The 24016-nt window shown below is 66.5% G+C and carries 19 protein-coding genes and 1 pseudogene; 9 read left to right on the top strand and 11 right to left on the bottom strand.

Annotated features, from left to right (window positions below):
• Positions 1–4: 4 nt before the first annotated feature.
• On the top strand, positions 5–664 hold the full coding sequence (locus EW117_RS13575; RefSeq protein WP_129787237.1) for a TetR/AcrR family transcriptional regulator: 660 nt from the start codon (positions 5–7) through the stop codon (positions 662–664).
• Here EW117_RS13575 and EW117_RS13570 read toward each other — a convergent pair.
• A complete protein-coding gene (locus EW117_RS13570) occupies positions 603–1259 on the bottom strand; it encodes a DedA family protein (RefSeq protein ID WP_129787236.1) in 657 nt (218 codons plus the stop codon). The two genes, EW117_RS13575 and EW117_RS13570, sit on opposite strands and share 62 nt — an antisense overlap.
• A 230-nt stretch (positions 1260–1489) precedes the next feature.
• Between EW117_RS13570 and EW117_RS13565 the strand changes: the two genes are divergently transcribed.
• The 7 genes and pseudogenes from EW117_RS13565 to EW117_RS13535 all read left to right on the top strand — a co-directional run bounded on the left by EW117_RS13565 (position 1490) and on the right by EW117_RS13535 (position 8539).
• Positions 1490–2566: a sensor histidine kinase gene (locus EW117_RS13565; protein WP_165362684.1), complete on the top strand. Its 1077-nt coding sequence runs from the start codon at positions 1490–1492 to the stop codon at positions 2564–2566.
• Positions 2557–3195: a response regulator transcription factor gene (locus EW117_RS13560; RefSeq protein ID WP_129787234.1), complete on the top strand. Its 639-nt coding sequence runs from the start codon at positions 2557–2559 to the stop codon at positions 3193–3195. The genes EW117_RS13565 and EW117_RS13560 overlap by 10 nt, the downstream gene beginning before the upstream one ends.
• A gap of 110 nt (positions 3196–3305) precedes the next feature.
• A pseudogene (locus EW117_RS30790) lies at positions 3306–3506 on the top strand (DUF2510 domain-containing protein); the annotation flags it as partial.
• 183 nt (positions 3507–3689) lie between these two features.
• The gene (locus tag EW117_RS29440; protein ID WP_242504281.1) at positions 3690–4337 is read left to right on the top strand and encodes a G5 domain-containing protein; all 648 of its coding nucleotides are present in this window, start codon (positions 3690–3692) and stop codon (positions 4335–4337) included.
• Between the two features lie 123 nt (positions 4338–4460).
• Positions 4461–5039, top strand: a complete 579-nt coding sequence (locus EW117_RS13545; protein WP_129787233.1) for an NAD-dependent epimerase/dehydratase family protein — start codon at positions 4461–4463, stop codon at positions 5037–5039.
• Positions 5040–5159: 120 nt separating this feature from the next.
• Positions 5160–5762, top strand: coding sequence for a hypothetical protein (locus tag EW117_RS13540; protein WP_129787232.1), 603 nt, complete (start codon positions 5160–5162; stop codon positions 5760–5762).
• A gap of 158 nt (positions 5763–5920) precedes the next feature.
• The gene (locus tag EW117_RS13535; RefSeq protein ID WP_207211863.1) at positions 5921–8539 is read left to right on the top strand and encodes a hypothetical protein; all 2619 of its coding nucleotides are present in this window, start codon (positions 5921–5923) and stop codon (positions 8537–8539) included.
• A gap of 83 nt (positions 8540–8622) precedes the next feature.
• Here the strand turns inward: EW117_RS13535 and EW117_RS13530 are convergent, their stop codons facing one another.
• From EW117_RS13530 to EW117_RS13490, 9 genes are all read right to left on the bottom strand, one after another.
• Entirely contained in the window at positions 8623–9612 is a 990-nt protein-coding gene (locus EW117_RS13530) for a serine hydrolase domain-containing protein (protein WP_207211862.1), read from the bottom strand.
• A gap of 253 nt (positions 9613–9865) precedes the next feature.
• Positions 9866–11068, bottom strand: a complete 1203-nt coding sequence (locus EW117_RS13525) for an McrC family protein (protein ID WP_129787230.1) — start codon at positions 11066–11068, stop codon at positions 9866–9868.
• Positions 11068–14013, bottom strand: a complete 2946-nt coding sequence (locus tag EW117_RS13520) for a winged helix-turn-helix domain-containing protein (RefSeq protein ID WP_129787229.1) — start codon at positions 14011–14013, stop codon at positions 11068–11070. Before EW117_RS13520 ends, EW117_RS13525 begins: the two co-directional genes overlap by 1 nt.
• Positions 14014–14289: 276 nt before the next feature.
• Complete coding sequence (locus EW117_RS13515; protein WP_129787228.1) at positions 14290–15450, bottom strand: hypothetical protein; 1161 nt, start codon at positions 15448–15450, stop codon at positions 14290–14292.
• Complete coding sequence (locus EW117_RS13510) at positions 15447–15992, bottom strand: DUF4365 domain-containing protein (RefSeq protein ID WP_129787227.1); 546 nt, start codon at positions 15990–15992, stop codon at positions 15447–15449. The genes EW117_RS13515 and EW117_RS13510 overlap by 4 nt, the downstream gene beginning before the upstream one ends.
• A gap of 502 nt (positions 15993–16494) precedes the next feature.
• Positions 16495–18414, bottom strand: a complete 1920-nt coding sequence (locus EW117_RS13505; protein ID WP_242504279.1) for a DUF2075 domain-containing protein — start codon at positions 18412–18414, stop codon at positions 16495–16497.
• 144 nt (positions 18415–18558) lie between these two features.
• A complete protein-coding gene (locus EW117_RS13500) occupies positions 18559–18897 on the bottom strand; it encodes a nucleotide pyrophosphohydrolase (protein ID WP_129787226.1) in 339 nt (112 codons plus the stop codon).
• Positions 18898–18989: 92 nt separating this feature from the next.
• Complete coding sequence (locus EW117_RS13495) at positions 18990–19664, bottom strand: YdcF family protein (protein WP_129787225.1); 675 nt, start codon at positions 19662–19664, stop codon at positions 18990–18992.
• A complete protein-coding gene (locus tag EW117_RS13490) occupies positions 19661–21100 on the bottom strand; it encodes a hypothetical protein (RefSeq protein ID WP_129787224.1) in 1440 nt (479 codons plus the stop codon). The genes EW117_RS13495 and EW117_RS13490 overlap by 4 nt, the downstream gene beginning before the upstream one ends.
• A 260-nt stretch (positions 21101–21360) precedes the next feature.
• On the opposite strand from EW117_RS13490, the gene EW117_RS13485 reads away from it, so the two are divergent.
• On the top strand, positions 21361–22236 hold the full coding sequence (locus tag EW117_RS13485) for an HAD family hydrolase (protein ID WP_129787223.1): 876 nt from the start codon (positions 21361–21363) through the stop codon (positions 22234–22236).
• 359 nt (positions 22237–22595) lie between these two features.
• Here EW117_RS13485 and EW117_RS13480 read toward each other — a convergent pair whose 3' ends face one another.
• Entirely contained in the window at positions 22596–23612 is a 1017-nt protein-coding gene (locus tag EW117_RS13480) for a hypothetical protein (protein WP_129787222.1), read from the bottom strand.
• Between the last annotated feature and the right edge of the window lie 404 nt (positions 23613–24016).

The following is a 24016-nucleotide window of genomic DNA, read 5'->3' as shown; positions in this document are numbered from 1 at the left end:
GGTGATGAGCGGATCACAAGACGGACGCCGGCACAGTCGCGACGACGTGTCCGAGATGGCCCTCCGCCTCCTAGACGAGTACGGGCTGCCCGACCTGACGATGCGGCACATCGCCAACGCTCTCGAGGTGCGGGCCAGCGCCCTGTACTGGCACTTCCCGAACAAGCAGGCGCTGCTCGCCGCGGTCAGCGCGCGGATCCTGCGGCCCATGGAGGACGTGCGCGTCGAGGAGATGACGGTGTCCGAGGCCGTCCGCCGGCTGGGCGCACGCCTGCGCGAGTGCCTCCTCGCCTACCGCGACGCCGCCGAGCTGGTGTCGAGCTCGCTGGCGCTCGGCCTGGTCGACTCGCCGATCCGGCCGCAGCTGCTGGCGGTCACCCGCCGCGACGAGGTGCCGGACCCGCTGGCGCGGGTCGCCGCGGAGGCCGTCATGCACTTCGTCGTCGGTTACACGTTCCACGAGCAGCAGCGCCTGACGGCGGACTCGTTCGGGCTGCTCCCCGAGGACGCCTCCCTGAACCCGGACGACGTGAGCGCGTCGCCGTCGGACGCCGGGGAGTTCGAGGAGGCGCTGACGATGATCGCCGACGGCCTCGAGGTCGTCAGCGCTTCCGCCCGTGCCGGGGCACGTCCTGGTCCTGACGGGCGCGCAGAATCATCCTGACGAGCCACCACACCACCAGCAGGGCCACCACCACGATGACGACCTTCTGGAACACGCCGACGTACTCCTCGACGATGTGCCACTGGTCCCCCAGCAGGTATCCGGCGCCGACCAGGAGCGTGTTCCACACGCCGGAGCCGAGCGTCGTGAACGCGAGGAAGCGCCAGACCGGCATGCGCTCCACGCCGGCGGGGATGGAGATGAGGCTGCGCACGATCGGGATGACCCGGCCGATGAGCACCGCCCAGTACCCGTACCGGTTGAACCAGATCTCGGCCTTGTCGACGTCCTCCAGCTGCACCAGCGGCATGCGGTCGACGATGGCGCGCAGGCGGTCGCGGCCCAGCCAGGCGCCCAGCCCGTAGAGGAGGATCGCGCCGACCACGGACCCCGCCGTCGTCCAGACCAGGACCTGCCACAGGACCAGGGAGCCCTGGGCGGCCGTGAACCCGGCCAGGGGCAGGATCACCTCGCTGGGCAGGGGCGGGAACAGGTTCTCCAGGGCGATCGCAACGCCTGCGCCGGGCGCGCCGAGCGTCTCCATGAGCCCGATGGCCCAGTCGGCGACGGTCGTGGCGAGGCTTTGTGTCGTCATGGCTCTACGCTATTCGGCTCCCTGGGGGTCGGCGGACTGCGGTCCGCCGTCGGGTCGTGCGGGTATGCCGCAGGTCGGGTGTGGTTTTCCGCAGTCCGCGGGGGTGGCGGCTTCCTTATTCTGGCCGGGTGGACCCCTCCCCGACCGTCTCGCGCCGCAGCCCTGCACGTTTGCTGTGGGGCGCTGGTCTCGGGGCGGTTATGTGGCCGGTGGATCTGGTGGTTGCCGTGGTGGCGGTTTTGACGTTCCGGCGCGCGACGCCGCTCGGGGCCGTTTCCGCCCTGGTCGGGTGGCACCGCCGTCGTACCGTGCGCTTTCTCGGGTGGGCCGACGACGGCGCCGCGCTCACCTCCTCGCGAGCCGCTGGGTATCTGGTGATGCGCGTCGGCGTGGGGCTGGTGGGCGTGCTGGTGCTCGCGCTGCTGGCCTACGGGCTGTTCGCGGTGGTGGCCGCGGTGGCGTCGTGGCTGTTCGACGTGCGGCTCACGGTCCTGGACCCGGACCAGGGTGACGGGCTAACGACGCCCGAGGTGCTCGCGATGGTGCCCCTCGGCGCCGTCCTGCTGTACCTGGACCTGATGGGGCTGGTCGGCGTGGGTGTGCTGGACCGGGCGGCCGCTGCGCGGTGGCTGTCGCCGAGCCGGAGCGAGCGGCTTGAGGCGCAGGTCGAGTCGCTGACGGTGAGCCGGGCGGAGCTACTCGCGGCCCTGGACGCCGAGCGGGGGCGGATCGAGCGGGACCTCCACGACGGCGTGCAGCAGCGGGCCGTCGCGCTGGGGCTGCTAGTGAACCGGGCGCGGCGGGGTGTTGGTCCTGACTCTTCTGGGGCTTTGCTGCTGGAGCAGGCAGCTCGCGAGGCGGAGCTGCTGGTGACGGACCTGCGGGACGTCGCGTGGCGGGTGCGGCCGACAACGCTGGACACGCATGGGCTGGCGCCGGTGCTGGCGGAGCTGGTGTCTCGTTCGGGGGTGCCGGCGAGTTTGGAGTGGGACTCCCCTGAGCGGCTGCCGGCAGCGGTGGAGACGACGGTGTACTACGTGGTGGCGGAGGCGCTGACCAATGTCGCGAAGCACTCGGGTGCGCAAAAGACGAAGGTGCGCATCCACGTTGGTCGAGCTTGTCGAGACCTCTCCGACCCCACAGTCCACGTCACGATCACCGACGACGGCGTCGGCGGAGCAGTGCAGCGACCCGGCCACGGGCTGGCCGGCCTGTCCGGCCGGGTGGCCGCCGCGGGTGGCACGTTGGCAGTCGAGAGCCCGGCCGGCGGGCCGACTCGGATCGAGGTGACGTTGCCGTGCGAGTGATGCTGGCGGAGGACTCCGCGCTGTTACGGGAGGGTGTGCGCAGCCTGCTGACAGACGAGGGTCACGACGTCTTCGCGGCGTACGGCTCCGCTGGGCCTTTGCTGGCGCGGCTGGCGGCCGAGCGGCCCGACGTCGTCGTGCTGGATGTACGGATGCCACCCACCCACACCGACGAGGGCGTGCGGGCCGCCGTGGAGATCCGTGAGCGCTGGCCGGAAGTGGGGATCCTCGTGCTGTCGCAGTACGTGGAGCGCGAGTTCACGCAGGTGCTGCTCGGGGACGACGCGCGCGCCGTCGGTTATCTGCTCAAGGACCGGGTGATGGGCGTGGACGACTTCCTGGACGCGCTGGACCGGGTGCACGCCGGCGGGCTGGTGCTGGATCCGGATGTGGTGCGGCAGCTGTTTCGGGACACTTCTCATCCACTCGGGATGCTGAGCGAGCGGGAGAGGGAGGTGCTGGGGCTGATGGCCGAGGGGCGGACGAATGCGGGGATCGCGTCGACGTTGTTTGTTTCCACGTCGGCGGTGGAGAAGCACTCGAACGCGATCTTCGACAAGCTCGGGCTGTTGGCCGAGGACGGGTACAACCGAAGGGTGCTGGCGATCCTGCGCTATCTGGAATCGTAGTGCCGTCAAGCGTCAGTTCAGGGTTTCTGAATAGATCACCCGGATGAAATGGTGCGGCCGCCCGGTGATGAGAAAAGACCACCCGTCGCACCTCGAAAATCACCCCGCAGGTGGCCCGTCGGGCATTGGCCGTGAGTTTCGATTGGGGAGGCGCAAACGGCGCCAAACCGCGAGACGACACGGGAGAATCAGTGACGCAACCGAATCCCAGCGGCCCGGCCGCTCCGGGCTGGTATCCGGATCCGACCGAGCCCGGTGCACAGCGCTGGTGGGACGGATCATCATGGGGGCCGCAGGCTCCAAGGAGTCCCCAGGCACCCCCTCCCCAGGGGCATCCGACCGGCCCTGCCACAGCACTGTCGACGCAGCCGCTTCCCTCGGCGGGCGCCAGCGGCGGCATCAGCCGACCCGGTTGGGCACTCGGTCTCGCCATCGCAGCCGTAGCCCTGTCCTGCGCCCCTGTAGTCGGCCTGCTGATCGCGGTAGCGGGGCTCGTGCTCGCCATCCTTGAGCTCCGGTCCGGCAACCGACAGAACAAGGTGGTCTGGGCCACCATTCTGAGCGGGATTGCGCTTCTCATCGGACTCATCTTTACCGTGGCGACCTTGACCTCGGACGACGAGCCCGTAGACGCGAACCCGGCCGCTGTGGCGGACGCAACGCCGAGCAACAGCCCGGCGGTCACGCAGAGCCCAACGGCGAAGCCGGAACCCGTCACGACGACGAAGAAGGTCACCAAGAAGGAGATGATTCCCTTCCAGAAGGTCACCAGGGAGGACTCGAACCTCGACAAGGGAACGAAGAAGATCACGACGGAGGGCGTCAAGGGAGTTCGCACCAAGACGTATCGCGTCACCTATATCGATGGCGAGGAGACCGACCGCAAGGTCGTCAAGGACGTCGTCACCAGGAAGCCGGTCGATCAGGTCACGTCGATCGGCACTCGCACACCACCGCCGCCCCCGGAGCCGGAGCCCTCGAACTGCGACCCGAACTACTCGGGCTGCGTGCCGATTGCCTCGGACGTCGACTGTGAGGGCGGGAGCGGCAACGGACCCGCGTACGCCAGCGGTCCCGTCCGCGTGACCGGGACGGACATCTACGACCTGGACTCCAACGGGGATGGAGTCGGCTGCGAGTAGGTCGGACACCGGCGATCGACGGCGGCCAATCTTGCGGTACTTGGAGTCGGGAGCTCGCTGGGCGGCTGACCTGCCCGAGCTTTGCGCCCTCGCTTTGCCCGTTCGTAGGGTGTTCCGGCGCGCATCTTCCTCGCCGGAGCGACCGGAGTGATCGGGTCCCGGTTGCTGCCGCTGCTCGTTGCCGCCGGCCATGACGTCACGGGGACCACGCGCTCCCCCGAGCGCGCGGGCCTGATCGAGAAGGCCGGCGGCAGTCCGGTCGTCGTGGACGTGTACGACGTCGACGCGCTGACCACCGCCGTCGTCGCATCTCGGCCGGGACTGGTGATGCACCAGCTCACCGATCTGCCCGACGACCCCACCGCGATCCCGGAGCGGGCTGCCGCGAACGCGCGGATCCGGACCGAGGGGACGGCCAATCTGCTTGCGGCGGCGCGGGCTGCGGGTGCAACTCGTGTGCTCGCACAGTCGATTGCCTGGACCCCGCCCGGGCGAGGCGACGCCGTCAAGTGGCACGAAGACGCTGTACTGGATGCGGGTGGAGTCGTGGTTCGTTACGGGCAGCTCTACGGTCGGGGGACGTACTACGAGACGGAGGCGCCCGCGCATCCGCGGATCCAGGTGGACGACGCTGCTCGCCGGACGGTTCCGCTCCTGGAGGCGGCTTCGGGGGTTGTCGTACTGGCTGATCCGCAGGGCTGACTGGAATATCCGAGCCGTGCCCCTACGAGGTCACCTGCGCCATAGACGTGTGGAAAACCACTCGCGTTCGTGGCCGGTCTGCAACGTCGCCCATACGCTCAGGTCATGTCCACGACCCGAGTGTTCGACTTCTCCGTGCCCGCCGCCCCGGTAGTTGCCCTCGACGATGTCCGGCCACTGATCATGACCATGCCGGCCTACTGGGCCGATGGGTCTGAGCTCCGCTGGGCCGAGCATGCCTGGGGCGTCCTTGAGTCGGAAGACCTGACCACGTTCCAGGACCCTGTCGAAGAGGTCCAGGTGCTCTGCCGGGTGCTCACCCTCACCGCGGTCGTCCGAGCCTTCTCGGATCTCACGACCGGCACGAACATCGACTGGAAAGGCGCGTTGGGCACAGGACCGAAGTCGATCGCCGCTTCCCTGGACCAGATCGCCCTGGGCCGCCTGGCCGAACGGCTCGGCGTCTACAGCAGACTCGACGGGAGGGAGACCCAAGCGGGTCTGGCTGCGGTTGTCGCCCGTAAGGAGTGGGAGGAAGTGACGGCGGCTCTTCGCGGCGCATTGGGCGACACAGCACTCTTCGGGAGCCTCTGGGCGACCAGGTGGTCCAGCACCAGATATCCGCTCGACGACGGTGCTCTCGAAAACGTCGCGGGCGGAGGTCGCCCCGACAAGGCGAAGGCCTTCGAATGGATCACCGAGGGCATGCCTCTGAGGCCCTGAGCCGAGTTCTCGATCTCGCGCCGTTTGTCTCGCATACTTGTCGCGCACCAGAGGAACGTCCCGCCGTACAACCAGCTCTTTGGAGGCTCCTAACTGTGTCGCGTCCGGACCTGCGTGCGTTGTTCCGGTCGAACGATCGGAGTCTCAGAGCGGTTGACGTGTTCGCCAACCGTGAGAACGAGTGGGCGGCCGGCGTTCGCAGCCTCGCGAACCTCATCAAGGCGAACCGGTCCTCGACGTTCGATGTCGAAGACATGGAGGCACCGCGCCGCAATGTCCTGGCGTTCTACGGTGTCGGTGGCATCGGGAAGACGACGCTTTCACAGCAGATCCTCGAGCGGTTGTCGGGCGAGGGTCGCGGTCCGCAGCATTGGCCCCCGATAGAATCGGCGCTCGGCCGGGTCGTGGCTGCCCGTGTCGATCTGTCCATCCAGGCGAACGCCGACCTGGAGTCGATCTTGCTCGCTCTACGGGTTGCGGTTGCCGAGCTGGGGCAGCCGATGCCAGCGTTCGACCTAGCCTTCCACCGGTACTGGGAGCACAACCATCCCGGGGAATCGCTTGCGGACTACTTGCGGCGGAACTCATTCTTCAGCCGCATCTCCTCGGCGATGTCCGTTCCGGACCAGATCCAAGAAGTCATCACCGACGTTGCTCAGGCCCTCTTGCTGCCGGGAAGTGTCGGATCCCTCGTCGGACAGACACTGAAGCTTGTCGTCAGTGGTCTGCGCGACAGGAACCGACGCGCGAAGATCCTGGCTTCTTGTACCAGGCTGCCCGACCTTCTTGAGGCTGATCCCGACACGGAGGCACTCAGCTACTACGCGCACCTTCTTGCGTGGGATCTTGCGCAGCTGCCGGAGGATCGATCGGCGACCCTCGTCGTCCTGCTCGACACGTTCGAGGACGTGGGGGACCGTACACATCGCGACGTCGAACGGCTCATCCAGCGCATGATGTGGCTGATGCCAAACGTGCTGTTTGTCGTCACCGGGCGCAACAGGCTCCAGTGGGACGATGAGCGGCTCGAAGGCCAGCTGGACTGGGCGGGATCACGAGCCTGGCCGCTTCTGGCGTCGAATGCGGGCGACGATCCACGGCAGCATCGGGTCGGGTACCTGTCAGTGGAGGACAGCGAGCTGTACCTGGCGCGGCGGCTGAGGCGGGACGAGCAGCCACTCATGACCAAGGCTGTCCGGGACGCCGTCATCTCACGTTCACAAGGGCTGCCGCTCTACCTCGACCTGTCGGTCATGCGGTTCCTCGACCTGCATGACGACGAGCACAGCCCTAAGCCCGAAGACTTCGACCACGACTTTCCGGCGCTGGTTGCCCGCACGTTCCGCGACTTGACCCTCGCGGAGCGTCAAGTTATTCGGGCCGTCAGCCTGCTGGATGCCTTCTCGATCGAGCTTGCCACGGCGACTACCGGTGGCATCGCTCCGGAATCGGCAACGCGAGCTTTGCTGGAGCGGCCGTTCATCGAGTACGACCCGAGCAGGCGGTGGCCGTACTCCCTGCATTCTCTGGTCCGTTCCGCGATCCAGGACGCCGACTCGACGGCTGAGGACCGGTGGAGCCCTGCCGAGTGGCAGCGAGCAGCCGGCCGAGCACTTGCCGCGCTGGGCGATGAGTTCGGAGAAGCAGAACGCGTTGGCGACCGCGGGGCAGCCGTAGCCTGCTTGCGGCAAGGTTTCCGACTTGCTCGTGACTTCCAGGCCGACCTTGGCTGGCTGATTGATGCGGCGTACTGGTACGTCGAGGAGTCTGTGTGGGAGCCGATCGACGTCCCGAGTGCCACCATTGCAGTGGAACCGTCGACCGTGTCTTCGGATCGCAGCCGAGCGGCGCAAGCTCTGGCATCGGTACTCGACGCCGTCGCCCGGCGCCAGCGGGAACATCGTCGGCTGACGATCGAGACGCTCGAGGAGATCATCGCAGCTGACGCGTTACCTGATGGGCTCCTTGAGCTGCCGCTGTACTACGCCGCGAAGTCTCACCGAGACATCGGCAACCTGGGTCAGGCACTTGAGGGCATGCGTGAAGTCGCCTCCCGCGAAGGACGCCTCGCGCCCGACGCCAGCCGGGGTCTGCTCAGCCTGGCGCGCAGGCTCGGCCGATTCCGCGAGGCGCTCCGTGGGGCCGAGGCGTTGGGGCGACGGGGCCACCGGGATCGGGCGCTCGGAAATATCTGGTGGGCACAGGGCGAGATCGCGCGCGCATGTTCCTCGTACACGGTTGAGAGGGATGCGGCGCTGGGCGACGGCCACCCCGAAGAAGCCGCGCTTTCCCAGGCAGCGCTGGCATTCGCTGCAGCGTTCCATGATCGTGGCCGAGCACTGGAACAGGTCGAGCGGGCACAAGCGTTGCTGGCCGGGAGCAATCGGAGATCGTCCCATGGGCACCTGGTCAACGCGGAACTCCTGTGCGATGCCGGCTTCGACGCGTTGCTGCCGGAACGCATAGCCGAAGCGGTCGCTCGCGCTAGCGAACCAGGACTGACCGTGATCGCCGCGTACGCCAGGTTCGTGCTGTGCTTCCACGCTGCGGTACTCGACGACGCCGTGCTGCTGGCAACGGCTCGCGACGAGCTCCGGCTCAGTGTCCACGGCGGAGAATTCGCCTACTTGCTCGAAGCGTCGTACTTCCTCGCTGCAGAGACAGTCCCGACAGCAGTGCCGCGAGCTGACTGGATCGATGGGGCCGAGACAACCGGCGCGCGCTGGCGGCGCCTGGTGGTTGACCGCAGGAGAGATGCCGCCAGTACGAGGGACTGATGACGTGGGCAGCTCAACCCTGCCACGCCCCAAGGCCGGCAGCTGCGGTATGTTCCGCCGACGGTCGTGGCGCGCCGGCCCACTCACGACAGGCAGTACGCGGCTCCCGTGGCGGACGCGAAGGAGACAAAGCCGTCACCTTCACCTGAGGCGAGCAGCATCGTGAGGCTCCGACCGTCGTCGCGCCGGTAGGCGTAGGTGACGTAGCCGAGCAGCTGCCCGCCGTGTCCCCAGAGTGGGCCGCCGCAGGGCAGGTCGAAGCGTTCGAGGCCGAGGCCGTAGTGGAAGCCCATGCCCATCGGGACGGTGGTGCGCATCTGGGCGAGGGACTCCTCGCTGATCAGGTTGCCGCCGAGGAGTGCTTCGAAGAAGGCTTGGAGATCGTAGGTCGTCGAGATCATTTCGCCTGCGGCCCAGTCCAGGGAGACGTTCTGCTCGGTGACGTCGACAGTTTGGCCGTTTTCGAGTTTGGCGGTCGCGTGGACGGCGGGCTCCGGAAGCGATGGGGTCGCGCCGGGGAACGAGGTGCCGGCCAGGTTCAGTGGTCCCAAGATTCGGTGCTCGATCACGGTGCTGTACGGCTGGCCCGTGACGGCCTCGATGAGCTTGCCCGCGACGATGTAGTTGGTGTTCGAGTAGCGGAAGTCGGTTCCCGGCGCGAAGTACGGCTCGTGTCGGAATGCCTCGGCCAGCAGCTGGTCAGGCGAGTAGGTGGTGAAGCGGGCGTCGCCGCGCCAGCGGTTGGTGGACCACGCTTCGCCCTTCATGTAGTCGTAGAGGCCGCTGGTGTGGTTGAGGACCTGGCGGACGGTGACATTGGCGCCATTGGGGACGACGGTGGGCAGGTAGGTCTCGATGGGTTCGTCGAGCTCGATGCTGCCTTCGTCGACGAGCTGCAAGATCGCCGTAGCCACGAAGGTCTTGGTGATGCTGCCGATCCGGAAGTGCTCTGTGCCCAGCGGCTTCGCGGTGCCGCCTGGGTACGGGGAGCCAGAAGTCCAGGTGCCGGCTGGCCCTGGCTCGGTCACGGCGAGGAGGGTCGCCGAGGTCGATGTCCCGGTGCTCGCCGTCACTGCGGCGAGCACCTGCCTGCGTGCGAGAGTCAGGGCGAGGGTTGCCGCTGCGGTCGCAGCAATAGCAATGATCAGGAGGACCGCGGTGGCACGCCAGGCGCGGCGAGATCTGGGAGTCGTGGACATGCCACTGAACCTAGAAACTCTGGGTCGGGAGGAGGCTGCGGAAAGCCACACGGGGTGATGGGGAGACCCGTCGTTGTGCTGGAGCTAACGGCCGAGGGGCGGACCAGTGCGGGGAACCTGGGCACCTTCATCGAGCGAGTCCGGTCCTCGCAGCCGCTTGAACGGCGACTTCGTCGACCTGGCGGATCAGCGCCTCCGGCGCCACAGCAACATCGAGCGGCCATTGCACGACCTCGATCTCCGTGTTCAGCACGCGATGGGCCACGGGTACTGCGCCTTCGGCTCGCGATCCCGCGTACACCAGGTAGCCCCGTCGCAGACCGAGGACAGTGCAGTACGCATGGATCTGGTAGAGGTCGGCCGACGGGTAACCGCCGTCGTCGGTGCCGATCTTGTACTTGGCATCGAACACGAGCCGCACGCGCCCGTCGACGATGTGCGCGACATCAGGCCGGATGCCGACCCGGGCGCTTTCGTCCATCCAGGTTGCGTACGGGCGCCGGGTGGTGCCGAACGGGCTCGGCCCGCGTAGGGCCTCGCCGAGCGCGACACCGACGAATTCCTCGAACACCGCGGCCATGTCGACCACGAAAGACGCCACGGGCACGCCACCGTGCGAGGTCGACAGGCCGACGTGGTCCAGGATCATCTCTGCCAGCCGCAGTACCGGGACGTAGCGCGCGTTGAGCCGTGAGGGCGCCCACGCCGGCAGTGGAGCGCCAGGTACGAGTAGCGTCACGGCGTCCATACGCGCGGCCAGGTGCCCGAGCCGGGCCTGCAGCGAGTCGGGTAGACGGGGAACACGCATCATCCGGTGCAGGGCCGAGCGGAGAATCTGGTTCTCGGAGATATCAGACTCGTACTCGTCGTAGGTGACCTCGAGCGGCAGGAGTCGCCCGGGGCGCAGCGCGATCTGGTCACCGACCCGCAACCGCCCGCGCAACACCGCGAGGGAGTCGTCGCGCGTGGTGTAGCCCTGCAGTACGCCACGCAGCAGCGCGCGCTCGGACAGCCTGGCCAAGGTCTCCGCGACAGCAGGCCACAGGGCATCATCGGTCAGACCGGAAACTTCCTCGGCAGCGAAGCCGGGGTCGCGCGCGTACCCGAGCATGAACAGCACCGACGCGAACCGCGCCTTCGGGTGCACCACCAGGTCGAGCTGCCCGACCCGCACTGCCCCGACGCGGTTGCGGATCGGGACCAGCAGCCAGGTATCGGGTCCAGTGCGCAGAACATCGACGAGCCGGGCCGCGGCGAGGGCCGTCGCCTCGTCGTCGGACAGGACGACGGGCGTACCCCCGGGCACGTTCTCCGTCAGGTCCAGGCGCATCAGCTGCCCGACGACGGTGGCCCGCCCTGGCCATCCACGTCACCCCAGGCATCAACTGCCGCAGCTGCCATGCGACGTCGGAGGACCTCGAGCCCGAAGCGCCCCTCGATCTGGTCGCGGGTGAACCGGCCGTAGTAGTGCTCCTCGAGCAGCGGCAGGATGTCGTGCCGCCAGATCCGCTCCAGCCCGGCTTCCGTGGCGGCCTCGGGGAGCATCAGGTACGAAGGCCCGATCTTGAAGTCGCGGTCCTCGATCTGACCGTTCAGCGCGTCCAGCAGCGCAGCGCGGTCGTCATCCACATCCGCGTCCTCCGCGTCCAGCCAGCGCTCCAGCAGGCCTGCGACGGGTTCGATATCGGGATGCATCTCGACGAACGCGAACCGACGGCGGATCGCAGCGTCGACCATGGCGATGGACCGGTCAGCCGTATTCATGGTGCCGATGATGAACAGGTTAGGCGGCAAGCTGAACGTCTTGTCCGAGGAGTACTGAGTGCGGATCGCCTTGTCGCGGTACTCCAGCAGGAAGTACAACTCGCCGAACACCTTGGCCAGGTTCGCGCGGTTGATCTCGTCGATGATCAGCACGTACGGCCGGGTCAAGTCCCGCTCCGCCGACGACGCGATCCAGCCGAGCGGACCCGGGCGTAGCTCGAACCCGAGCTGGCCGTCCTCGCGGGGTGTCGGGCGGTAACCCTGGAAGAAGTCCTCGTAGGAGTAGGACGGGTGGAACTGCACCAGGACCGTGCCGTCGTCGCCGGCGATGTGCTCGGCGATGGCGCGCGCTACGTATGTCTTGCCCGTCCCGGGCGGGCCGTGCACGATCACCTGCCGGCGGGCCTCCAGCAAGTCGATGAACCCGTCGAGCCAGCTCGCGTCCGTGTGCAGCGCGGCGGCCAGGGCGTCGTCGGCTCGGCGCAGCAGGAGCGGAACGTCTTCCTCGTCGACGGTTTCTCCCAGCCCGAGCTCCGCGTCCGGCGTCAGCGGCTCGACGTCAGGCACCGCACTGCCCGCTTCCGCGGGCATGAATGCTTCGAGGTCCTCGCGCACCGGGGTCAGGTCCACGACGTTCTGCACCGGGTCGCTGAGGAGGCGGATCGCCTTGCGCGGCAGCTCTGCCTCGGGGATCGGGTCCTGCAACCAGGCAACGTCGCGCCGCATGCGCGGCTCCTCGTCGTGCAGGGCGACCCCCGCTCCGAGGCGACCGAGCCACGCGCGGCCTTCGTGACGCACGACGACGACATCGTTCTCCCGCATTCGCGAGCAGAACTCGAACACGTCCGTTGCCCGAGACAGTTGCTGCGCGACCGGCTCGTGCGAGTACGCGCCGCTTACCAGGTCGCGGACCTCCGGCCGGGTGGCGCCGACAGGGACCGACTCCAGAAGCGATGCGTTCAGGGAGATGAAGCCCTCCCCTACCCACCGGTCCAGGAGCGCCTGACCGCCCTGCTTGAGACGGACCGCCCAGGCGCGGTCGCCGATGGTCGGCAGCTGGGACCACTGCCGGCTCCACGGCGGATCGTAGAAGTGGATCGGCTCACCGTGTTCGTGCTCGAGCGTGTCTCGGATCCGGGCGAGGTCCCGGTCGATCGACTCTCCGTCTGTGCCGGTGGGGCCATCGATCGCGGCGGCGAACGCATCGCGGATGCGCATCTTGTCGCCGTCGGTAACCACCGGCAGGAAGACGTCCGGGAAGCGCAGGCACAGCAGCAGGTTCCGGATCGCAGGATCACCCGAGCCAACTGAGAACACGAACTCGCGGAACGCCCACGGATCGGCCCTGACCTGCTGGCGCTCGGAATCCGGCAACGTGCCAGCGGCCTTGACGATCTGGCACAGGAGCGCCAGGTGAGCCCAGACGCGCGTGTTGAAACTCGCTCCGCCGTGGATGTATCCCGCCATCGCCAGGCCGTCGAGGATCTCCGCGGGTAGCACGTAGTCCGTCTCCGCCCACGACAGGACATGCTCGACCTTCGACTGCTTGAAGCTCGGCCAGAGATTCTCCAGCGCGATCTGCTGCAGGTGCACCAGCTCGGTCGCCAGCAGGACCACATCGTCCGACGCGCCGTCGAGCTGGCGGTGGAGCTTGTCCATGAACGGTTCGGACCCAAGGAGCGGCGTGTCCTGGATCCGCGCGCGGAGGTTCTCGGCGGCCCCTGTCGTCCAGATCGAACGGGTGGGGTCGATCACGGAGCTCTGATCGCCGAACAGGCGGTCGAGCAGCACATTCGCTGCCGCGCTGACTGCCCGGGTCAGGTCACGCCGCGTCGGAGCGACCGGCAGCTTGATGCAGTCCGGGCACCATTGCATCCCGTCCGGTGCCGGTGTCGATCCGTCCCACCACTGAGCGACTGTCGCGTCATCGACGGGCGTGGGTTCCTTGATCTCACTGTTGCGGCACTCACCCACGTGCGCCCGCCCAAGCGAGTCGACGATGTGGCCCTTCTCGGTACTCGCGCGCTCGAACTCCCACACCGTGAACTTGCGTGCTGTGCCGGGCAACGGCGGGCGCACGCGGTAGATGCGTTCGCGATGGCCGGCCTTGGTCATCAGATCCTGTGTCGCCTTGCCCGTGCGAGTGCCGGTTGGCCAATCGACCCAACCCGGCTGGGCACGCAGGTCCGCCTCGGTGATCCTGGCAGGGCGCGCTGCGAGGAGTTCCCGGCCAGCCTGGCTGATCTGGTGCCACCCTCGCCGCGGTCGGTCAACCGCACCCGCGCGGTGGAGATACGTCAGACACCAACCAGCCCGGTCGTGCGCCCGCGACTCCCCAGAGCGGACCTTCTCAGCGAGCACCTCATCGCTCAGATTAAGGAGTTCGACCGCGCGGTCCTTAATGTCCTTACGGCTGGCAGGTGCTCCGTCTGCAAGCGACTCGAGGACAGGCACCATGAACTCGTCCCATATCGGCATCGTCGACCGCTTTGGCTCGGGTGTGGTCGTCACAGTCCGACGTTAAGCACCGTCGGACCGATGCGCCCGTCAACCCATGTGGGACTGGGCTGGACATTGACGCACCGGCGAATCGCACAACGGCGTCGCACAAGCACCTTCATCCCGAACGATCGGACGCCCCGAGGCGCAGGACTCCCGCATCAGCGAGCGCCGGCCGCTGGCTGCTCGGCGAAGCTCGACGCGCTGCAGGAGAAACTCACCACCGTCTTCGAGGCGCTAATCACCTAGTGCGGAACGGGATCGCCGAGCAATGCGAGCCACACGCTGTCAAGAAGGGTCGTCGCCATTCCAACGAGCACCAGACTCCCTCACTGGAATATCGTCCGCCGGGACCGCCTTATCGAGAACCTCGACGGTGGGCAGATGCATCCACAACTGACCTCCGTCGCGAGAGACCCTACCTCGCACACGCACCAGACGGCCTTCTCGATAGGCTAGAACACTTGACCGGTACGCGTCGGAACTCAGACCGAGATATGCCCGTCGAAATTCTCCATTGAGCACGTCAATAAGAACAACATAATCATGATCGGATCTAGCGTAGTCAGGTTGCACAGGGATGACTTCTCCGACCAGGATCACGTCCCGCCGTCCCGCCGCTGGGAAGAATCGCTCACCTGCTTCGTCAACAAAAAGCGCAATCCGTTCATCGAGCAAAAGTTCAAACTGCTTCTGTCCTGATTGTGAGCCAGGCCGCACCCGTTCAAACGTGATGACGCCCCTTCCTGCCCTCAAGAACCTGGCCAGTACGCCGAACAGTTCATATGCGATTCGCGGGTCCACCGAACCGACGATTTGGTCCAGCCCTTCCAGATCGCTCCGTTCACGCGCCAATTGGGCGGCAGCGCTCAAATTGGCTTCCAATGCGTCCATCACTCGCGTCGCAGACATTCCCTCAGCGGGCTCGCCCGTGATCAGCCTGGAATCTTGGGCTCCGAAACGCGCGTTTGACGGCAATTGAACGGCCATGGATCCGGCCCAGGAGTCGCCACGTTCGATTCGTGCCATTCCAAGCACTTGTCGCGCGACAAGTTCACCAATCCCCGCATCGAACCCACCGCGCACCCAGGAGAGCTTTCCTGCTGTCGCTAGCAGTTCAAGAACCGGCACCTCCATCCGCACAATGTCGGGTGGCGGAAGAGCGGACGCCGAATCTGCTCCGCTGCGAATTATCAATTGGTCTAACGCGTCTTCCCGATGATTTGCAACCAAGTCGATAGGGGCGCCTGGAATGCGTCGGACTTGGTCCAATGCTCGCTTCGCGAGAACATCGAAGTCGGATTTAGAATCATCGAGCGGGACAATTATTTCGTCTTGGCCTTCAGGATCCAGCCAGACTTGGTACAGGCCAGGAATACCGCCCGCAAGACGCCAATCGAGATGCTCCAACGCACGAGCGAGCAGACTGACTGCGACAGACCCTGTCATGGTGCACCCCCTTGCCCGATCCGTTCCATGATCTCGCAGAGAGCTAAGTCATCGAAGACATTTGCCCGCGGCACGCTGATCGTGACCTGTTCAGAGTCGCTCGCAGGACGTCCCGCCAGGGACACCCAGTGGAGCGGGCCACGGAGGAGATTCCCTGCGGGCCGTGCCTGAAGCCAGTCCGCGGGATTCTCAGGCTGCCACTGCGCGACCACGATCCGGTGAATCGTCACGTCCGCAGATCGGAACAGGTCGTAACGATCCCGGCTCATTCGAACGGTGACGTGGTCGTCATGCAGGTTGGCGAGTTGGTGCGTGGCCTTCAACTGAAGTTCCAGCCTGGCCTCGCCGTACTGGTGCGACGACGAGCGGTGCGTGAGCATCATGTCAATGCCCTCGTCAATGCTCGGCACAGACCAAGTGCAGCCAGCAGCAGCAGCCACAGCCTGGACGTTGGCGATCTGGAACTGCTCCATGAAGTCAGTTGCGCGAGACGCTGATCCGCGCACGACATCGCCACCCGAGGAGGTGGCGACGGAAGTCATGGCAGGAGCGTAGGGCAAAGATGTCCGTGTTGCCTGATCAGCTCGTCGTACGCCAGAACTCCCATGCAGTACGTGATTCAGCGGTTCGGACGAGCCAACGGGGCCCGCGAGTTCGGCTCTGCTCCAACTCAAGCACGACGTAGGACGCACGACCGCACCGGAGATGCACAACTGCAGGGGCCACGTGGCCGGGGACCGGATACTCGAGCGCCACCTCAATGTCTCCGAGCCCCCGCGCTCACCATGTCACGGGCCAGTGCCAGGTGGGACTTTCGCCAGGATCTGCGTCCCGACTTTAGTCACCGACACCGAGAGGCGCAGGGCCCGGCCCGCATCTTTCGACGTACGACGGATCGGACTCGAGTAGCGACGACAATGACACCCTGGTGAAGCGGCACGAAGTCCCTCTGAGCAGCACGAGTAAACGTGCGGGCGGAGGCGTGTCCATCAGAACTCAGGAAAGTCCGTCGGTGCGGCGATCGCAGGTGGGTTCTACGCAGGGTCAGGCATCATTTTCTAGGCGGCGTGCGTGCACCAGCGACCTGAGAAAGTCCCGAGTCTCCCCGTCCGTGGAGTAGATCAGCGTTCCCACCATCCCGCGGGTAAGCAGCACCTTGTAGGTGTTCCGAGTGAGCCGGTCGAACTGAGCCTCGGTAACGCTCTTCTTCGTCAGCTCTCCATCGCGGCTCTCGGCACGCCGCACCAGCCACGCACCCCGACCGCCGTCGGCCGCCTGGCGCCAGACCAGATCCGGGCCCAGGATCACGCCGTTCCAGTCGTACTCGAAACCCTGTGCCGTGTAGACGCATCCGACCTGGCTGAACCCAGCCGGATCGGTCGCCCACAGAGCTGACGGTGGTGCCCCACCTACCGAACGTTCGCCTCGGAGATTCCACGGACGCTTCCAGGACCCGATCGTGACGTCCGGGACCAAAGAGCCATCGTCACGCGGATCAGACCAGGGCCAGCAGAAGCCCGCTGTCATCCGCGCTCCCTTGCCCGCGTTGCGATAGGCCTGCAGACGCGCCTCAAGTTCCTCGGGCGAGTCCACGACGTCCACGTCGAAGTTCTCGTCGGCGCCGTCCCACGGCTGAGGACCGGCGTCGGCGTCGCGCAAACCGAGGAGCCGCTCAACCCATTCGATGTACGCAAGGCTTCCACCGGAACGGAACTGGTCGGCGAGGTCGATCTGGTGCACACCGAGGCCCTTGGCCTCGGCCGCCAGACGGATGTCGTCGGGCGTTCCCATCTCACCGGGACGCACCACCTGGTTCTGGTCCAGCAAGAACACCGGCACGCGGGCGGCGTCGAGCAGCTCGTCCACCTGTGCGCGTGCCTTTTCCCGAAGTTCCTTCCGGGTGTACCGGTCAACCGACTTCTCTCGGATGCGGTGCGCCTCATCCAAGATCAGTACCTCGAGACCGTTGCGCTCAGCCTCCATGAAGTTGTTGAAGTACTTGAACAGTCCTTGCGTCCGCGACGAACCCTTGCCGGCGACCTTCCGCAGGGTCTGGGTGAAGCTGCGCGATCCGGTCGCATGAACCGCTGCGCGTCCCTCGCGAGCAAGCTCTCCCATCAACGACAGTGCAATCACGGACTTCCCCGAGCCTGGCCCGCCCGTCACGAGAACGACCGACTTCGAGTCGGCGGAAGCCGCCTTCTTCACCTGGTGCAGCACCATGTCGCGCACGGTTCGCTGCTCGTCCAGCAGGACGAACTGCTCCTGCTCGCGAATCTCCTTGGCCACGACGGCCATCAGCTGCTTGGACGGTGCGGTCTTGGAGCGTACGAGCCGGTCGGCAGCATCAGCACCGGAGGCGTCCTTGGCGAGAAGCGATTGCAGGTACTCAATGAACTGGCCGCGCCGCTCCCCCGTGAACATCGGAGCCTGTGCAAGTTCCTCGCTTGTCAGCAGATCGCTGACGCCGAAGTCGGTCGCGTTGTGCAGGTAGGCGACGCCCTGAAGTTCCTCGGGCGTGTGCTCGAACGCTCGGGAGAAGTCGCGCAGGTACTGAACGTAACCCGCCACCTGGGTGCTGGGGTGCGACGACAGATAGCGGGCACCGTCGATCTCGACGAGCGCGTCGTTGTCCTCCCAGAGGTTCGCCTGGCTCCACTGCTTGAGCTCGACGACCACGTAGGAGTGCTTTCCCGTCCGCGGGTGGACTCCGGCAAGGATCGCGTCAGTTCGCTTCGAGGTCAGCGGGAGGCGGTGCTCCAGGAGCACCTCGACCTCGTCCAGGCCAGCGTCGCTGAGGTCTCGAGCGAGTGCCGGAAGCGAGTTGCGCCACGAGCGACGCTCCCCCACACCGACGTGCACACCCTGGTGGGAGAGCTGGTCAGCAAGGTGGTTCTCCACTGATGACATGTCTGAAGCGAGCGACGACGCCAACGACGCCGCGGAATAGCGGATGACCGACAAGAACGTCCCCTGAGCAGCACGAATGAACGTGCGGCGGGGACATATCCGCTTGTCGGAACGGAAGTCCGTCGGTGCCGCGTGGGCAGTGCGAGTCTATGCAGGCCAGGTGCTGAGGACCGAGCAGCGCGCGGGTGAATCCCGCAATCAGGACACCGGCTGCGGCGGCGGGAACCGTTCGTCGTTCCTGGTGATCTTCGCGTGCGCCGCCTGGATCAAGTCGACACCGCAGACGTCGGCGAGCTGGACCAGGTAGAGGAAGACGTCAGCGAACTCCTCCTCAACCTCGTTCCGCGTGTCAGGGTCAGCAAGCCTCTCGTGAACCTCGTCGTCCGTGAGCCATTGCATCTCCGCGAGGAGCTCACCAACCTCTCCCGCGAGCGCCATCGCGAGGTTCTTGGGCTTGTGGAACTGGCCCCAGTCCCGCGCCACCGCGAAGTCTCGGAGGCGGTCGCGTACTGACTCGATCGTGGCGTCGTCGTTCATAGGGTTGATTGTGCCCGGGCTATGCACGGTCGCGTACGTGGCTGAACCGCGCGGCGCCGCCGACGTCGTTCCGAACGGCCCGGCCCGAACGCCTAGCGCCAGCGAGGAGCGAACCCTCCGTTGACCCGTTGGAGCGAGACCAAGGAGCCGTCGGTGATCCGTCGGTGGGTCTCCTGCCACTCGCGAATCACACGCCGCCGCCCTTCGGGATGCTCGGGCCAGTTGTCCCGCGTGATGGGAACGCCCGAGTAGACCGGCTCGTAACTCAGCCCGTGCAATGGCGCGGCTTTTGGGTGCACAGTGGCCAGAATCTGGATCGCACGACGGTGGTACCACTTGGACACGGCCGTGACTGGTAACCCGAGCCGGACCGCCTCATCGAGGAACGCAGCTGAGTTCTGCACGTTCTGCCAGGTGTCTGCCGACTCGGCCTCGACGCGAATCACGTCGTCGGGGACACCACGCTCGATGAGCAGGTCGCGCAGCACGTGCCCTTCGACGATGCCGTTGTGCCGGTTGATCCCACCGGTCACGATGATCAGCGGAGCCAGGCCCCGCTGGTGTCGATCAGCAACTAGGTCTGCGGGCAGCGTCTGATTGGTGCCGAACACGAAGTAGGCCGCTGGGCCGACCGGTGGACCCTCGATGTCCACGAAAGCCGTGATCTGCGGGACCTGTTCGGGGCTGATGTCGGCGACGCTGAAGTCGATCCCGGCGTACGCCGAAACCGCGGCACCGGGCTCCGGTACTTTCTCTTGGTCGGTCACGTCCCACTCCCCGCTGCTGCGAGATCCCGTGCGGCGTCACGGTACAGGCCGGCAAACTCCGATACCTCGGCAGCCTCACTGCTGCCAGCACCAGCGAGGGCATGGTCGAGCTTGCCTGCCAGGACGACAGTGGGCCACACAATGCCCGGCACACCCAGCGCGGTCGCTCCGGTCGCGGCTGCCTCGTCCAGCTTTCCAAGTCCAGCCTGTGCCAGCGCCAACACGAGGAGAGTTCGGGCGTAGCTTGACGTCTCGCGAGCCCGGCCTGGCAGGTAAGCCGCAATGATCAGATCCTCAGTGATCGCCAAAGCCTCCGCATATTCGCCGACAAGCAGCAACGACGCGGCCGTGTACGGCGGTTCAGCCGCACGCGCAATCGAGTGCACGCCGGCATTGCCGTCATCCTCGAGAGCGGAAATCGCCGCCTGCGCCTGGCGGCGCGCGGCCTGCATGCCCTGCCTGTCACCGAGCGAGGCGTGCGAGCGCATCTGCTGACAGGTCAGCTTCGCAAACGCCACCGTGCCGACAGGTGCCACGGCCGCACCTTCACGAGCCAAGTCCAGTGAGCGGGCTCCGCGTCCTTGGTAGTGCGAGACCGTGGCACGGGTCAGCAGCGCCCAGCCCGAGATCACCGGATGGCCCGCCGCTTGGCCACGATTCTGCGCGTCGAGCGCCCAGACCAGTGCCGAGGTGTGGTCGCCCCTGTAAGAGGACGCGATGGCCAAGAGACTGGACAGCCATGCAGCGGCCGCTTGGACGTCAGCTGCCCGAGCTCCGACAGGCTGGTACTTGTCAAACAGCGATCGCGCGAACTGCCGGGCCGCCAGAAGGTCGGCCAGGACCGGTGCCGGGCCGACGGTCGCGAGCTTGTCGGAGCTGAATGCGATGACCTCTTCCAGAGCGTCGATCGCTGTGCCAAGACCGTCGGGCTGTCCGGACTCCACCATGCCCAAGGCGTACGTCAGGCTGGATGGACTGTTCTCGGGTACGGGGCTGACTCGCGCTGCTTCCTGCGCCGACCCGGGAAACGACGTCGACAGTGCCGGCTTGATGTCGATCTTTCTCGTCGCTACAAGTCGACGTTCGGCGTCCGACATCTGCTGGAGGTCGGCCTCGTCGAGAAGGTCAGCAACCACGCAGCCGTGGCCGAATGCAGCAGCCAGCGCGGCAAGGACCTCCAAGGACGGGCGGGTTCCGCCGAACGGCCAGGACTCCCACTCGGAGACGCGACTCTCACGAACGGCCAGATGCGGGTTGGCGTACCGGAACTCCTGAACGAGCTTCCACTGCGGCCAGCCCATCGCGTACCGCCAGGCGACCCGGGGCCGCACATGCAGCCGGGCGGCCAGTTCGAGCGCGACGTCCTTCGCAGGCATGCCGCTGCGGAACAGCTCCTGGCGGATCTCCTCGCGTACCGCCTTCGCGCTCTTGGCCACTCTCTATCGCCTCCCCGTCGCGGCAATCCCCTTACGCCGTCCGCTCTAGCAGCGTAGTGACGGCAACGGGCACGGGCCCCTCCCACAGCGGAAGTTTCCAGGTTCTGGAAGTTGTCGACGCTGGGGACCGTGTTCCTGCTGCACCTAATTCGAATCGCGTTCTTCCTCGGACAGGCGGATTATCGACCTGTAGGCCACGGCAGGGTGGTTCTGCTCACGACGCCGGCTCGCGCCGACGTCGGGCACACCGACCTTGACCAATGGAGATCACCGTGACCACACACGAGAACGTCGACATTGCCTCGCCAATGCTGATCGCCCTTGACATCGACGGCACGTTGCTGCACCCCAATGGCCACATCAGCGACGTCGTCCGCGAGGCGATCGACCGGGCCCAAGCTGCCGGGCACCACCTGGTACTGGCCACCGGTCGAGGCCTGGACGGGCTCCTGTCCATCGCCGAGCGGCTCGGGCTGACCACCGGATTTGCGGTCGCCGCCAACGGCGGCCTGACGATCCGACTGGATCGCACCGCGCCAGACGGCTACCGCTTCGCGAACGCGCGGACGTTCGAACCGGCAACGGTGATCCAGGCTGCGCTCTCACTCGCCCCGGACGTCCTCGTCGGCGTCGAGGAACTCGTCCGGGGCTGGAAGGTGAACCGCCCGTTCCGCCCGGGCCTGCTCAACGGCGAGCAGACACAGGCCGCCGTGGTGGACCTGTGCGCGGGGCCTGCCTGCCGCCTCGCACTGTCCGCTCCCGAGATCCGCCAGCACCTGGAAGCACTTCGCACGACGGGCGTAACCGTTACGCCGGCCGGTCTGGACTGGCTCGACGTGACCGGCCCGGGCGTCTCGAAGGCCACGACGCTCGAACGGCTCCGGACCAAGCTCGGAGTCTCGATCGAGCACACCGTCGCGATCGGCGACGGCCCCAACGACATCGAGGCCCTGACCTGGGCCGGCCGAGGTGTGGCGATGGGGCACGCCGCCGCAGCCGTACGGGAGGCGGCCGACGAGGTCACCGGCACGATCGATGAGGACGGCGCCGCGACGGTACTGACGTCGCTGCTGCGGCCGGCGGCCGAACCGGCGGCCGCCCAACCTGTCGAGCAGCCGACCAAACGGTCAGCCTGACAGGGCCTCAACCCCCGGTGACGCCTACCAGAGGCCGCCCTTGTGGCGCTTGCTGCTCCCCCACAACCTCTTGGCCAGGTTCTTGCTACGACCCTTCGTCGTACTTCCCCACAGGCCTCGCTTCCAGCTCTTCGCCCGAGACTTTCGACCCCACAGACCAGCCATCAGCGACCCCCTCGCGTGCGGACAGGCCTCAAGGCTACGCACGCATCCCGACCACGTGAATCACACCGCCGGTCCCGGCGCCGCGTGAACACCTGTCACATCTGTGCCCGCATGTAGGAAGTTCCCCAATTTCTCCGTTGGGAGCGAGCTCAGTCCGGCGTCAGGCCCGCAGAGCCAGGACGACTGCAGCACGGTCACACAGATCGGGCCGGATAGTAGGGCGCGTTCGGGGCTATCCGGGCGAGCCCCTGCGGTCGGAAGCCGAGCCGGCGCATCGGCGGCCACGCTGCGACCTCCATGGCCGTCTCGAAGGAGTTGAAGAATCCGTAATGGCGCAGGGGCAGCATGACCGGCGTCCAGTCCTTCGCGAACACGATCAGCCCCTGCGTCGTGGACGAGAAGCCACGTCGCTCGTAGGGGTAGGCGAAGCCAAGGCCAGAGGCGAACGGATACGGCGGCAGCTCGAACCCGAAGACCGACGGACCGAGCGCCCTGTAACGCAGGTACTCGTCGATCTTCCAGGGCACCACGAGGATCAGCCGCTCGGGCGGCAGCTCCTTCATCGCGGTCCGGAGCTCCCAGAGCGTTCCCTCGGTGGTGCCGAGAACGAGAACGACGTGGCTCGCCTCCTTCATCAGCTTGCGGACCTGTGGTTTCCAGTCGCCTTCCGCCAGATACAGCCGGTAGGCCCCATGGAAGTCGGCTTGTTCGCCGGGCGGCGCTACTCCGACCGGGCAGATCCGCTCGTCGCCGACGAGGGACAGGACGACCTGCGCCTCCTCCGGCATCGGCTCGACGAAGACGCAGGAAGCGGCGAGCCGGGCGGGATGGAGCGGCAGGAACCTGTTGAGGGGTCCGTCGTCGCGGAACGACCTGAGGTAGAGCATGTGGTTCATCCCGCTCAGATCGCCGGGGTCCGCGATCGTCCCCGTGTTCCACCGACGGGCGCGGTTCATTGCGATGTTCGCGGTCGCCAAGCCGACGAAGCTGGTGACGAGACCCGCGATCGTCCGGGCAAGTGATCCGGGATCAGTGATGATCGGGACGATCCCACCGATCGAGAGCGAGGTCCGTATCGCCTCGGGGACAAGCCAGACAAGAAGACCGGTCCCGGCACCCATCATCCAGAACCCAAAGGTGCGCTGAACGGCCAGGACTTTGTTGCCCCGCCCGACAAGATAAGCCGCCGGCATGACCCCGAAGAGCTGCATGGTCAGCTCCGCCTCGGGCGACCGGAACTGCTCGCGTACGCGGTCCAGGTCGAAACCGCGGTACTCCAGCGACGTCTCGTAGTCGAACCCGAGAAATATCAAGACCGTCAGGACCAGGATGACTCGGCTCAGCACGACGAGGAACCAGCTGATCCGCCCGAGCGCTTGGGCCCTACCGCGTCGAGGGTTGGGCACCATCCGTCGGCGGATCGACGCGCCCGAGTGCTCGTCCACCACTTCGCCCCCCACATGGTCCCGGCTGGCTCGACGTCGTACCCACGCTAGCCGAACCAGGCATCTCATGACATAGGTGGCTTTCTCCCCTCGGGCCCTTACAGCCCATGTAGCGATGCCGTCCCGACACGACTGTTCCGCACACGAGTTGCCACACGCCGTATCGCCGT

The organism is Promicromonospora panici (assembly GCF_900608595.1).
GTDB lineage: Bacteria > Actinomycetota > Actinomycetes > Actinomycetales > Cellulomonadaceae > Promicromonospora > Promicromonospora panici.
Note: the sequence above shows the minus strand (reverse complement) of the source record. Positions and strands in the feature narration are given on the sequence as shown.